At 66.7% G+C, this 13,237-nt stretch carries 9 protein-coding genes; 1 reads left to right on the forward strand and 8 read right to left on the reverse strand.

Features of this window, described 5'->3' with window-relative positions:
- Window positions 1-98: 98 nt before the first annotated feature.
- Window positions 99-1,592 carry an aldehyde dehydrogenase gene (locus BM275_RS18460; RefSeq protein WP_090522821.1) on the forward strand — a complete coding sequence of 498 codons (1,494 nt, stop codon included), beginning with the start codon at window positions 99-101 and terminating at the stop codon, window positions 1,590-1,592.
- 100 nt (window positions 1,593-1,692) lie between these two features.
- On the opposite strand, the gene BM275_RS18465 is transcribed toward BM275_RS18460, so the two are convergent.
- The 8 genes from BM275_RS18465 to BM275_RS18500 all read right to left on the reverse strand — a co-directional run bounded on the left by BM275_RS18465 (window position 1,693) and on the right by BM275_RS18500 (window position 13,162).
- Entirely contained in the window at window positions 1,693-3,096 is a 1,404-nt protein-coding gene (locus tag BM275_RS18465; protein ID WP_090522822.1) for a glycosyltransferase family 2 protein, read from the reverse strand.
- Window positions 3,093-4,217, reverse strand: a complete 1,125-nt coding sequence (locus tag BM275_RS18470; RefSeq protein WP_090522824.1) for a HEAT repeat domain-containing protein — start codon at window positions 4,215-4,217, stop codon at window positions 3,093-3,095. Before BM275_RS18470 ends, BM275_RS18465 begins: the two co-directional genes overlap by 4 nt.
- Window positions 4,207-5,343 (reverse strand): YaiO family outer membrane beta-barrel protein, encoded by a 1,137-nt coding sequence (locus BM275_RS18475; protein ID WP_090522826.1) that lies wholly within the window; start codon window positions 5,341-5,343, stop codon window positions 4,207-4,209. The genes BM275_RS18470 and BM275_RS18475 overlap by 11 nt, the downstream gene beginning before the upstream one ends.
- Window positions 5,340-5,729: a response regulator transcription factor gene (locus BM275_RS18480; protein WP_044314236.1), complete on the reverse strand. Its 390-nt coding sequence runs from the start codon at window positions 5,727-5,729 to the stop codon at window positions 5,340-5,342. The genes BM275_RS18475 and BM275_RS18480 overlap by 4 nt, the downstream gene beginning before the upstream one ends.
- Window positions 5,726-8,602, reverse strand: coding sequence for a CHASE3 domain-containing protein (locus tag BM275_RS18485; RefSeq protein WP_090522828.1), 2,877 nt, complete (start codon window positions 8,600-8,602; stop codon window positions 5,726-5,728). The genes BM275_RS18480 and BM275_RS18485 overlap by 4 nt, the downstream gene beginning before the upstream one ends.
- Before the next feature lie 132 nt (window positions 8,603-8,734).
- Window positions 8,735-10,372: a diguanylate cyclase gene (locus BM275_RS18490; protein ID WP_090522830.1), complete on the reverse strand. Its 1,638-nt coding sequence runs from the start codon at window positions 10,370-10,372 to the stop codon at window positions 8,735-8,737.
- Window positions 10,365-10,751 carry a response regulator gene (locus tag BM275_RS18495; protein ID WP_090522832.1) on the reverse strand — a complete coding sequence of 129 codons (387 nt, stop codon included), beginning with the start codon at window positions 10,749-10,751 and terminating at the stop codon, window positions 10,365-10,367. The genes BM275_RS18490 and BM275_RS18495 overlap by 8 nt, the downstream gene beginning before the upstream one ends.
- Window positions 10,751-13,162 carry a PAS domain S-box protein gene (locus BM275_RS18500; RefSeq protein WP_090522834.1) on the reverse strand — a complete coding sequence of 804 codons (2,412 nt, stop codon included), beginning with the start codon at window positions 13,160-13,162 and terminating at the stop codon, window positions 10,751-10,753. Before BM275_RS18500 ends, BM275_RS18495 begins: the two co-directional genes overlap by 1 nt.
- Between the last annotated feature and the right edge of the window lie 75 nt (window positions 13,163-13,237).

Consider the following 13,237-nt stretch of genomic DNA (forward strand, 5'->3'; position numbering starts at 1 on the left):
GATAGGCCGGCCGTTCGTAAAAAATATTGATAGGGTCCGCGCCGCTGGTTTAGGGTGCCTTTTCCACAGCCCGAAGACCTGACTAGAGAGGATGCACCATGCCCACCCTGACCCTCGCCGACTGGCAACAGCGTGCCCGCGACCTGCACATCGAAGGTCGCGCCTTTATCCAGGGTGAGTATTGCGCCGCGGCGGACGGCGGCCAGTTCGACTGCATCAGTCCGGTGGACGGGCGGGTGCTGGCGCAGGTCGCCAGCTGCGACCAGGCCGACGCCGAGCGCGCGGTGGCCAGTGCCCGTGCCACATTCGATGCCGGCAGCTGGTCGCGCCTGGCACCGGCCAAGCGCAAGGCGGTGCTGATCCGCTTCGCCGATCTGCTGGAAGCCCACCGCGAGGAGCTGGCGCTGCTGGAGACCCTCGACATGGGCAAGCCGATCGGCGACTCGCTGGCGGTGGACATCCCCGGCGCCGCGCGGGCGCTGCGCTGGAGCGGCGAGGCGATCGACAAGATCTACGACGAAGTGGCGGCCACGCCCCACGACCAGCTCGGCCTGGTCACCCGCGAGCCGGTCGGTGTGGTGGCGGCCATCGTGCCGTGGAATTTCCCGCTGATGATGGCCTGCTGGAAGCTCGGCCCGGCGCTGGCCACAGGCAATTCGGTGGTGCTCAAGCCGTCCGAGAAGTCGCCGCTGACCGCCATCCGCATCGCCCAGCTGGCGATCGACGCCGGCATTCCGGCCGGCGTGCTCAATGTCCTGCCAGGCTACGGCCACACCGTCGGCAAGGCGCTGGCGCTGCACATGGACGTCGACACGCTGGTCTTTACCGGCTCCACGCGGGTGGCCAAGCAGCTGATGATCTATGCCGGCGAATCGAACATGAAGCGCGTCTGGCTGGAGGCCGGAGGCAAGAGCCCGAACATCGTCTTCGCCGACGCGCCGGATCTCGAAGCAGCAGCTCAGGCTGCGGCCGGCGCCATCGCCTTCAACCAGGGCGAGGTCTGCACCGCCGGCTCGCGGCTGCTGGTGGAGCGTTCGATCAGGGAGCGCTTCCTGCCCATGGTGGTCGAGGCCCTCAAGGGCTGGAAACCGGGCAATCCGCTGGATCCGGCGACCAACGTCGGCGCGCTGGTGGATACCCAGCAGCTCAACACCGTGCTTGGCTACATCGGCGCCGGGCGCCAGGCCGGCGCGCAGGTGCTGATCGGCGGCCAGCGGACGCTTGAGGAGACTGGCGGACTGTATGTCGAGCCGACCATCTTTGATGGCGTCGACAATGCGATGAAGATCGCCCAGGAGGAAATCTTCGGCCCGGTGCTGTCGGTAATCACCTTCGAAAGCGCCGAGGAAGCGATCGCGATCGCCAACGACACGCCCTACGGCCTCGCCGCCGCCGTGTGGACCTCCGACCTGTCCAAGGCGCACCGCACCGCACGGGCGCTGCGTGCTGGCAGTGTGTGGGTCAACCAGTACGACGGCGGCGACATGACCGCGCCGTTCGGCGGCTTCAAGCAGTCCGGCAACGGTCGTGACAAGTCGCTGCATGCCTTCGACAAGTACACCGAGCTCAAGGCGACCTGGATTCAGCTCTGACGGCATCCGTAGGTGGATGTCGCCTTTTACATCCACCTTGTTGCACAGCCATGGTGGATATATGAAGCGTGATCCACCCTACGGTTTTTTGAGCGTTCAGCTAGCTTTGCCCCCACTGCCCGCTGCGGCGCATCGCGCCCCAGTGGTGCTTGCGACGCGAGAACCATTGCCAAAGCCCACGACAGCGCCAGACGGTATTCAGCTGGCGGTAGCCGAAGTTCTCCAGCACGGCCATCAGAAACAGCTGCAGCATGTCGCGCCGGCGGCTGTAGACGCGGAAGGACATGGTCTCCAGCAGCAGGCCATTGACCGACAGCAGGATGCCCATGCCGATCGCCACCAGCAGGAAGGCCGCCAGCGCCGCGTAGGACACCGCGCCGAAGGCGAACCCCGCCAGCATGAAGCCGTAGCCGACCAGTTCGATCAGCGGGCCGATCCATTCGAACAGCGCCATGAACGGCCAGGCCAGCCAGCCCGGCGTGCCGCCACGCAGGCTGAAGGCCAGCCGGGCATGCCGACTCAGGCTTTCGGCCAGGCCGCGTTGCCAGCGGCTGCGCTGGCGGCCCAGGGTGCCGAGGTCTTCCGGGCATTCGGTCCAGCAGATCGGATCGGGCAGGTAGCGGATGCGGTAGGGGATGCGCTTCTCGCGGTGATAACGGTGCAGCCGCACCACCAGCTCCATGTCCTCGCCAACGGTATCGGTGCGATAGCCGCCGACCGCCATCACCCGTTCGCGGTCGAACAGGCCAAAGGCGCCGGAGATGATCAGCACGGCGTTGAGCGGCGACCAGCCGAGACGGCCGAAGAGAAACGCACGCAGGTATTCGACGATCTGGAAGCGCGCCAGCCAGTTGCGTGGCAATCCGGCCTGGATAAGAAAGCCGCCGCGCACCTGCGAGCCATTGGCGATACGCACGGTGCCGCCGGCGGCGATGGTGCGCTCGTCTTCGAGGAAGGGCTGCACCACGCGCAACAGGCTGTCGCGCTGCAGGATCGAGTCGGCGTCGACGCCGCAGAACAGTCCGTGGCGTGCCGCGTTGATACCGGCATTCAGCGCATCGGCCTTGCCGCCGTTGGCCTTGTCCACCACCCGCAGATTGGCGTAGCGCCGCGAACGATAGATGGCCTGCACCGGTTGGTGGGCCACGGCCTGGCGCAGCGGCTCGGGGTGCGGCACCAGGTCGAATTCCTCGATCAGCACGGCGAGGGTGTTGTCCTTCGAACCGTCGTTGATCACCACGATCTCGAACTCGGGATACTGCAGCTGCAGCATCGAGCGCACCGAGGTGCGGATGGTCGCTTCCTCGTTGAACGCCGGCATCAGTACCGACACCGGCGGCTCCACACCCAGGTAGGGCGCCAATTCGCCGGTTTCCGCCCGTTGCCGGATGTAGCCCATGAGGCTTGCCATCGACAGCATGTTGAGCAGCAGGTACATGCCGTTGAGCAGCAGGAAATAAAGGATGAATGCGACCTGCAACCACCACAGCCAGGTATCGGTCACCGGCGCACCTCCGCGATAGCGCGGCGCAGGGCGTCCCTGCCGTAACGATCACGAACCTGTTCAAGCATATGCTGTAGCCCCTCCAGCGTTGCGCCCGGCATCGCCGCCAGGCTGTCGGCCGCCGCCTGGCGCACCCACCAGCTGCTGTCCGATAGCAGCGGCAGGAACAGTTCGCTGTCTTCGCGGCGTGCCTGTTTGTGCAATGCCTGCAGCGCCGCCAGACGCACGCTGTCCTGTTCATGCTGCAGGGCGCGTAGCAGGCGGTGGCGGTCGCGCGGGTCGCCGAGTTCGCACAGGCAGCGCAGCGCTACCTGCAGATATTCTGCCGGTGCGCCTTCGTCCAGCCGGGCACGGGCCCAAGGCGCGGCGTGGCGGGGATCGCCCTGCACGAGCAGGGGAACCAGACGCTCGCGACGCGGATCCTCCGAGGAGGACAGCACGATCAGCAGCGGCGTGGTCACGGCCTGTTCGCCAGCCTGCTGGCAGAGACTGATCAGCCGCGGCAGCGCCCAGTCGGGGCGATTCACCGCCGCCGGCAGGATCAGCGCCATGGCTTTGCTGGCGTCCATCGCCACCAGGGTCTGGGCGGCGGAGAGGGCGACGATGGAGTTGCGGCTCAGCAGTAGCGGTTGCACCGCCTGCCAGTGCGCCGGGTCAGCCAGGTGCCGCAGGCAGGTCAGGCCGATCAGCTTGCTGCGCACTCTCCCGCGCAGCAGGATCAAGGCCTGGCGGTCCATGCCCAGGGCGATCAGCGCGCGGTTCATGCGCTCGCGTGCGGCCCCGCGCAACTGCAGCTGGGTGCGGTTCCACTGCAGCAGGAACCACAGCTGTCGCCGCCGTGGCAATGGCGCATGGCTGGGCGGGAGTTCGTCGCTCAAGCTGCAGAGGGCGAAGAAGGGCCGCCACTGTTCGTTGAACTGCTGCCGGCGTACGGTGCGCCGGCGTGATACCTCACCGAGCAGCAGCACCTGCAGCAGCACCAGCACCGTCAGTGCGCCGAGGCCGAAAGCGCAGTACAGAGCCAGTTGCAGCATGCGGTCTTCCGGCCAGAGCTGCGCCCAGGCGTTCGCCGGTGCTTCGCACAGCCAGCGGGGGCAGCGCGCCAGCCATTCAGAAAGCATGACGCAGGCCGAGCTGCAGCCATTGACGGTCGTAGTAGCTGCCCTGCTGGTGATGGCCGATTTCCCAGCTCAGCGCCCAGCGGCTGTCGAACCAGTGGCGACCCTGCAGGCTGATGGCGCGCACGTCGCTGGTGATCAGCTGCTGTTCCTCCACCGCCTCTTCCTCGCCCACGGTCAGGCGCAGGCCGGCGTAGCTCAGGCCCTGGTAGTAGTAGTCCAGCGCCAGGTCATGACCGATCGGCGTTCCGGCATTGGCGACATCGGTGACGTTCAGCGTGTAGCCGGCGCGCCAGGCGTTCCAGTAGCGTTCGGCGCTCAGCGCCAGGCGGTCGACCCGGGTGGTCTCGTACTCGGTGCGGCGGACACTGACGGCGCCGAGGTAGCCATCGGGCAACCGCCGCTGCAGGCGCAGATCGGCATGCCACTCGGGAAGGAAATAGGGCGACGGCTGGTAGCCGACCTCCGGTTGCAGGGTCCAGTTCTCGTCCAGCGCAATGACGGCGCCGGCTTCGACGCCTTCGTCCCACTCGCCGAAGCGTTGTTCGCGTGTCAGCGCGCCATACCAGCCGAGACTCTCCGGTTTCGTCGAGGCGTAGTCCAGGCGCTGGCTGCGCCAGTTGTCAAAGCCGCTGTCGAGCCAGTCCTGGCGAGCAGAGATTTCCAGTTCGTGGCGTCGCCTGGTCGCGGCGTCGACCACCGGCACGGGTGCCGCTGCGGTGCTGGGCACGGTCAGCGCAGCACGGGCCTGCTGGATCACCTGCTGCACCTCGGCATAGTCCGGGGCGAGCTGGGCGGCGCGCTCGAGCGATTGCAGCGCACGTTGCGGATGACCGGCCCAGAGTAGCGCCTGGCCCTCGCCGAGCAGATAGTCGGCGTTGTCCGGCTGTTGCTGCAGCAGGCGGCGATAGATCGGCAGCGCCTGTTCAGGGCGGCCTTGCCAGCTCAATACACGGGCGAGCAGGAACTGCGCCGCGGTGTCCTCCGGCTGCCCAGCCAGATGCGCACGAAGTGTGGCTTCGGCCGCGTCCAGTTGTTGCGCCTGGACCTGCCGCTCGGCGGTGGTGACGTCCGCCAGCGCCGCACCGCAAGGCAGCGCCAGAGCAAGCAGCATTACCGCTCGCTTCATCGGCGGCCCCTCAGCAGACGGCGGATGCGCGCCAGCAGTTCTTCCGGCTGGAACGGCTTGGTCACGTAGTCGTCGGCGCCGAGTTCCAGCGCTCGGACGATGTCCACTTCACGGGCCTTGGCCGTCAGCATCAGCACCGGCACGCTGTCCCAGCCGGGCTGGGCCCGCAGCCGTTCGATGAGTTCCAGGCCATCATGGTAGGGCAGCATGATGTCCATCAGCGTCAGGTCCGGCGGCTCGCCCTGGGCGAAGTACTCCAGTGCCTGCCGCCCATCGGCGGCGTGGTCGACCACGAAGCCGTGACGTTCGAGCATGTAGCGGATGAGAAAGGCGATGTCTTCTTCGTCTTCCACCATGAGAATGCGTTTGCTGGCGGATTCGCTCATGAGTGAGCCTCGTCGGTTTCGTGTGTGTGCCCCGGCGGCCAGTGTTGCAGCAGGTGCTGGATCAGCCTGGCCAGCTCATCGCCGTCGTGACGGGATTTCACCAGTTGGCGCAGCGCCAGGCGGTCGTCCTGAATCGGGGTGTCGAGCGCGGAAAAGATGATCACCGGTGGCGGCGGGACGCTCTGCGCGAGCTGGTCGAACAGCTCGGTACCCTGACCGTCCGGCAGCATCAGGTCGATGATGGCCAGGTCGAAGGTCTGTGCCGCGATCAGCTCGCGCGCTTCGTGCAGCGTCGCGGCGCCAGAAAGGTCGACGTCGAGCACGGCAATCTGCCTGGCCAGCAGCACCCGCAGGTCGTCGTCGTCCTCGACGTGCAGGATGCGCGGCCGGTGTCCACTCAGCTGCAGGCAGGCGCGGATGACGTCCATCACCCGCGAGGGGTCGATCGGCTTGTGCAGCCAGTCGATCACCCCCACTGCGCCGCCGCGCAGCGTGTCGTCGTCGTCATCGCGGCGCTGCGGCTGCAGGCTGACGATCAGCACCGGCAGGTTGCGGTAGTTGTGCTGGCTGCGCAGGCTCTGCAGGAAGGCCGCGCTGTTTTCGTCATCCAGCGCCGGGCTGAGGGTCAGTGCCTCAATGTCGAACTGCTGCAACAGTCGGCGTGCCTCGGCTGCGGTGCCGCTGATCAAGGTCGCGTAGCCATGCTGCTGCAGCGCCGCGGCCAGCTGCTCGGCCGCATGGGTGTCCGGCTCGAGGATGAGGATCAACGCAGCATTGTCAGGCTGGGCTGCTCTGGCCGGCGGCGTAGTGGGTCGCTGCAGCGGCGTCGCGGATCGCACCTCCAGCGGCAGCTGCAGCCAGAAGCGCGAGCCGTGACCTTCCTGGGAGTCGAAACCGATCTGTCCGTGCATCTGCTGCACCAGCGAGCGGGTGATCGCCAGTCCCAGCCCGGTGCCGCCGCGCTGGCGGGCGTCGGAGGAATCGGCCTGGGCGAAGCGCTCGAAGATGCGCCCACGGAAAGCCTCCGGAATCCCCGGCCCCTGATCCTGTACGCCGAGTTCCAGCACGTTGTCATGGTGACGTAGATCGACCGTCACGCTGCCGCCGGCGGGGGAATGCTTGATCGCGTTGGACAGCAGGTTGGCCATCACCTGGGCGAAGCGGTCGGGGTCGACCATGGCTTCGCTCGACAGCGACTCATCGGCGCCCACCAGCGTGAGATTGACGTCGTAGTCGCGGGCGTACGGCTGGATATCCGACAGCGCCTGCTGCACCAGCGCGCGCACGTCATGGTGGCCGAAGTTGAAGGCCAGGCGTCCGGCTTCGAGTTTTTCGATGTCGAGGATGGCGTTGATCAGGCGCACCAGGCGTTCGCTGTTCTTGTGAGCGATATCCAGCAGCGGGCGGGCGTCGTCGCCGATATGTCCGGCAATGCCTCCGATCAGCATACCGAGGGCGCCGCGGATGGCGGTCAGCGGCGTGCGCAGCTCGTGGCTGACGGTGGAGATGAATTCGGTCTTCATCTGCTCCATGCGTCGGCGCAGGGAGATGTCCACCGCCACCGTGACCACATGACAGGTACGTGTCGAGATCCGCAGCGGGCGCTTGACCACCTGGAACCAGTGCTCCGCGCCATGGGCATCGGTCAGCGCGACCTCGGTGCTGCGCAGATCGCCGCTGCCTCCCGCCAGTTCGGCCAGCTCTTCGTCACCCAGCAGCAGCGGTTGCAGCCGCACGGCAGACGGCACCTCGTCGGGGCGGCGCTGCTCGATGTCCTGCGGGCGCACGTCCAGCAGGGCCGCGAGCGCCGAATTGCAGAGCAGGAAACGGCCCTGGGCGTCGCGAACGAAGATCAGGTTCTCGTCGGTGTCGACCACGCGGCGGAGAAAGACCTGCTGGTCATGCAGGCTGTCGCGGTTGCGCTGCAGTTCGCTGACGTCGCGCGCGATGGCCAGATGATCGCCCAGCCCGGTGGGCGTCAGACGAACCTCGAAGGTGCGCTGGGTCTGCAGCTCGCACCAGGTCTTCTGGCGCAGTGCGCCCTCGTCGGTCTGATTGAGCAGCTCGATGAGCAAGGGTTCGATCGCTTCCGGCGGCGGTGCGCGGCGCGGGGTGCCTCGCGAAATGCTCGACACCTGCTGCTGCTCATCGACCGCGTAGAGATGGTCCGGGATGGCCTGCAGCAGCGCCCCGAGGCGTGCCTCGCCGGCCTGGGCGCTGCGGGCGAGCTGCTGGCGAATCTGCAGATTCCGCTGCAAGGCCCAGAAGGCCGCCAGAAACAGCCCGATCACCACCAGCGTGCCGATCAGTGCCAGTTGCTGCGCGCGCTCGGTGGTGCGTGCTACGGCTGCGCTGGCGGCGGCCAGGTGGCTGCGCTCGTGCTGCTCGACGGCGTTGAGCAGTGCGCGCAGGCGGTCCATCAGCAGGTGCCCGCCGGCCTCGCGCAGACGCTCCACGGCAGCCTGCAGCCCGGCCTCGCGGCGGGTCTGCATGTTGCCGGCGGCTACTTCGAGGCGGTCGGCGATGGTCGCATCGAGGGTCCGGAACCAGCGTCGGTCGGGATAATCACGTCCTTCGACCTGGCGCTGCAGGCTGCGTCGGTTGCCTTCCAGCTGTCTGAGGCCACGTTCGTAGGGTTCGAGATAGGTGGGGTCGCCGGTGAGGATGAAACCGCGCGAACCGGTTTCGATGTCCTGTAACGAAGAAAAGATAGCCTGGACCGAGGTGATGATTTCCAGGCTGTGGCTGACCGAGCGATTGGTCTGCAACAGCGCTTCCTGCGTGCGCTTGCCTTGCCAGCCAAGCGCGACGAGCAACAGAAACGCAGCGAGAAAGGCGATTGAGTGCCAACCGATCGCGAGTCTTGCGGGCAAACCGGACTCCTTCCGACGGGGACGACTGCACAGAATCCCCAGTTGCCTCGCTACCGCGTGGTCACCGGGATGAATTCAGTATAGTCAGACCTGCCCGGACCACTGCGGTTCGCCGCCGAAAGGGCCGGGCGCTCAGCGCTGGGCGATCTGCACCTGGTTGCGGCCATTGTGCTTGGCCACATACAGCGCCTGGTCGGCACGCTCGAGCAGCAGGCCAGCGGGGCTGTGACCGTCGGTTTCGCAAATGCCGGCGCTGAAGGTCACGCAGAACTCCTGGTCGCCGGCATTGAAGCTCAGCGCGGCGAAGCGCACGCGGATTTCGTCGAAGATGCGCCGCGCCTGCAGGGCCGAGCATTCGGGCAATACGGCGACGAACTCCTCGCCGCCATAGCGGCCGAGGCTGTCGATACGCCGCAGGCGCTGGCGCAGCAGGTTGGCCAGGGCGCGGATCACGTTGTCACCGGCGGCGTGCCCGTAGGTGTCATTGACCTGCTTGAAATGATCGAGATCGAGCATCACCACGCTGGCCGGTTTGCCGGTACGGGTGGTGCGCTGCACTTCCAGCGCCAGCTGCTCCTTGATATCGGCGTGCTTGAGCAGGCCGGTAAGGCTGTCGCGGGCCAGCGCGGTGCTCAGCGAGCGCGCACGCTGGGCATGGGAGTACACCGCGGCGACCAGCGCCGTGTCGCTGATCGGCTTGGTGATGAAGTCGTCGCCGGCCTTGAGCAGCGCTGCCATCTGCCGGTGGGTATCGGTCTCGGCAGAAAGGTAGATGATGGTCACCCGCAGCCATTCGTCATGCAGACGGATCATCTGCGCCAGCTCCGGGCCGGAGCAGTCCGGCATGTTGATGTCCAGCAACAGCACCTCGGGATTGAAGCTGCGCATGGTGTCCAGCACGCGGGTCGGTTCGGTGAGGATCTGCACCTGCATCTGCGCGTTGCGCAGCACCAGGCTGTAGCGTGCCGCCAGTTCGGCGTCGTCATCGACGATCAGCACGCGGAACGGCTCGCCCTGCTGTCGATCGAGGCAGCGCTCCAGGCTGTTTTCCAGCTGGGTGATGTCCAGCGGACGGACGAAGAAGCCCTGGGCCCCGGCGCGTACCGCAGCCAGCTGGCTGGCGAAATCGGCACGATCATGGATGATCAGCAGCGGCAGTGGTTGCTCGAGGCCTTGCTGCAGGGCGGCCAGCGCTTCGAAATCGCCTTCCTGTTCGACGCTGACGATCAGCGCGTCGGGCAGTTCATCGGCCACGGCCTCCTGCAGCGCGGCGAAACTGAGCCATTGGCTGACCAGATAGCCGAAGTTGCGCAGGGTCACCGCCATGCTGGCGCCCGCGACCGGATCGGCCTTCATCAGGTAGATGCGACAGCCGGGCGCCGGCTCCTCGTGGTGCTCGGGCAGTTCCGCCGCGCCGTCGCGTTCCTGGCCGGGGGTTTCGCTGGCCAACTGCAGCACCGCGCGGGCGAAGGCTTCGGCCGCGCGGCTGCCGGGTTTGGCCGAATCCAGCCAGCGATCGGCGCGCTGCTCCAGCTGCCTGGCGCGCTCCCCGAGCTTGGCGAAGCCGAAGGTGCCGGCGGCACCGGCCAGCCGATGCAGGCGCTCGCGGATGCTCAGCATCACCAGCCGGCGGCTGGCGGTGGCACGGGTCTGCTGCAGGTCCTGGGCGAGCGCGGCGAGGTCGGTCAGGTCGGCCTGCAGGCGCTCGCCGAACTGCTGTTCCAGCTGCGCCAGCTGCTCCTGCAGCGCCAGGCGGGTGCGATCATCCATGCTCGGCCTCCCAGATCTGCCGCAACTGGGTGGCAAGTTGCAGCGGGTCGAAGGGCTTGCCCAGCACCTGGCGCACACCGAGCTGGCGTAGCTCCTGCAGCCGTTCGGGCTGCAAGTGGCCGGTGAGAAACACCACGGGCGTCTGCTGTAGGTCGATCAGATGGGAGAGCTGGCGAACCAGCTCGATGCCGTCCATCTGCGGCAGCATCACATCGAGCAGGATCAGATCAGGGGCGAAGGCCTGCACCTGATCGAGCGCGGCCTGACCGGACTGGCAGCTGAGCACCTCGAAGCCGCCGAGCTTTTCCAGGGCGATACGCGTCACCACCTGGATGGACGGTACGTCTTCGACGTGCAGGATGCGCTTGAGCTGTTTCATCACGGTCTCTCCTTGGCCTGGCCTTGTGCGGGTAGTTCGAACCAGAAGCAGGCGCCACGGCCGGGCTCGGATTCGAAGCCGATCTGCCCGCCCATGTGCTCGATCAGCTCCTTGCTGATCGCCAGGCCCAGCCCGGTGCCGCCTTGCTGGCGGCTGTCGGACGAGTCGGCCTGGGCGAACTTCTGGAATACCCGCGCATGAAATTCGTCGGAAATGCCCGGGCCCTGGTCTCGGACGCTGACCCGGACCCGGCCGTCACTGAATTGGGCTGACAGTTCGACTTGCTCACCGGCCGGGGAGAACTTCGCTGCGTTGGAAAGTAGATTGCTCAATACTTGCTGCACACGCATGGCATCGACCGTCACGCTCACCGCCGGGCAGGCGCCGAGGTGCAGCTGCACGCCATGCCGCTCGGCGTAGCTGCCGTTACTACGCAGGGCCAGTTCCAGCAGGGGCGGCAGCGGTTGCTCGAGCATGTCGAAGCGCATCTTGCCGGCGTGCAGTTTTTCCATATCCAGCAGATCGTCGATCAGCGCGCCCAGGCGCTGGCTGTTCTGTTGGGCGATATCCAGCAACTCGAGCATCGATTCAGGTACTTCGCCCATGACGTTCGAACAGATCAGCGCCAGGGCGCCGGTGATGGAGGTCAGCGGCGTGCGCAGCTCGTGGCTGACGGTAGAGATGAACTCGCGCTGCAGGCGTTCGATGCGCTTGCGTTCGGTGATGTCGTGCATGACGACGACCGCGCCCAAGGGATGGCCGTCGGAACTGAACAGCGGATCGGCGTTGGAGAGCACATATCGTGGCGCGCCCTGACTCAGCAGGACCATTTCATGGTTGATGACATGCTCGCCATGTAGCGCACGGCGCAGCGGAATCTCTTCGGGCTGCAACGGCGTCATGCCGTCGGCGCGAAACAGTTGATAGCGCGTCGCCCACTGCTCCGGCGAGCCCGACTCGGCGTCAGCCCCATGCCACTGTTTAGCTTTCTCGTTGAACAGGGTCAGATTGCCCTCGGCGTCGCAGGCGATCACCGCTTCGCTCAGCGCTTCGAGCAGGCGCCGATTCATTTCCTGCTGCTTGTCCAGCTCCAGCTGTTCGGCCTTGCGCGCGGTGATATCGGTGACGAAACCATGCCAGAGCACCGAGCCATCGACCTGTTGCAGCGGCGTGGCCCGCGCCTCGACCCAGATCAGCCCCTTGCGCGGGTGCTCGACGCGGTGCTCGCTGTGCCAGGGCGTGAGTTCGTTTGCCGCCTTGCGGATGCTGATCAGCAGCGCGCTGCGGTCGGGCCCGTGGACCCGGCAGACGATCGGCGCGAAGCTGCTGGCCAGCTGCGCCGGGCTGAGCCCGTAGATCTGCTCGACCCCTTCACTGACATAGGGAAAGCACGCCGGCCCATCGGCGCGCCAATGGAACTGGAAGAGCATGCCCGGGACCTGCGCGGCGATCTGCTGCAGGCGCAGTTGCAGCTGCTCCTGATAGGCCAGGTCGTAGGCGTTGACCAGGTAGCCGCGCAGGTGCTCCTGCTCGTCATGGATCGCGGTCACGCCCAGCAGCACCGGCACCTCGTTGCCGTTCTGGTGGCGCAGGCGCCATTCGGACATGTCGCGCCGCCCGCGGTGAAGCGGCGCGGTCAGCACCGAGAAATCGGCCTCGAGCGGTATCTGCAACTCGCTGGAGAGCAGCAGCGCCCGGCGCTGCAGTGCCTCCGGGCAGAACAGCGCAGCGGTCAGCGGATGGCCGACCAGCGCCTGTTCGCTGTAGCCGAGCAGGCGCTCGGCGGTCGGGTTGACGCTGGTGACGACGCCGTCAGGTCGGGTCACCAGTACCGCGCTGGAGGCACTGTCGAGGATGGCCTGTTGCAGCGCCGCCTGCTCGGCGTGGCGGTGCGCCAGCAGATGCTGTTCGAACAGGCGGATCACCTGGCGTCCGAGGCGCTCCAGGGTCTCGCGCTGTTGAGCGCTGAGCCGCCGCGGCTGGCGGTCGATCACGCACAGGGTGCCGAGGTTGTAGCCATCCGGCGAGGTCAGCGGCGTGCCGGCATAGAAGCGGATATGCGGATCGCCGAGCACCAGCGGGTTGTTGCAAAAACGCGGGTCCTGCAGCGTATCCGGTACCTCGAAGATCTCGTCGCCGGCGATGGTGTAGGTGCAGAAGGAGATCTCCCGCGAGGTCTCGCTGACGCCGAGGCCGACCCGGCTCTTGAACCACTGACGGCGGTCGTCGACCAGCGAGATCAGCGCGATGGGCGTGTCGCACATCTGCGCGGCAAGCGCGGTGAAGTCATCGAAGGCGCTGTCCTCGGGGGTGTCGAGGATTTCGTAGCGCAACAACGCTGCCAGGCGTGACAGCTCGCGCGGCTGGACGGTGGATGGCATCGGCGTCGTGCTGTGTTGCGGTGACTCCATCGTCGGCGCCTTGCTGGTTCGGTGAGGGGCGTCCGGGTCGGGTAGCGTGACACGACCGGGGCTTAAGCAGTTCTG

The organism is Stutzerimonas kunmingensis (assembly GCF_900114065.1).
Classification (GTDB): Bacteria; Pseudomonadota; Gammaproteobacteria; order Pseudomonadales; family Pseudomonadaceae; genus Stutzerimonas; species Stutzerimonas kunmingensis.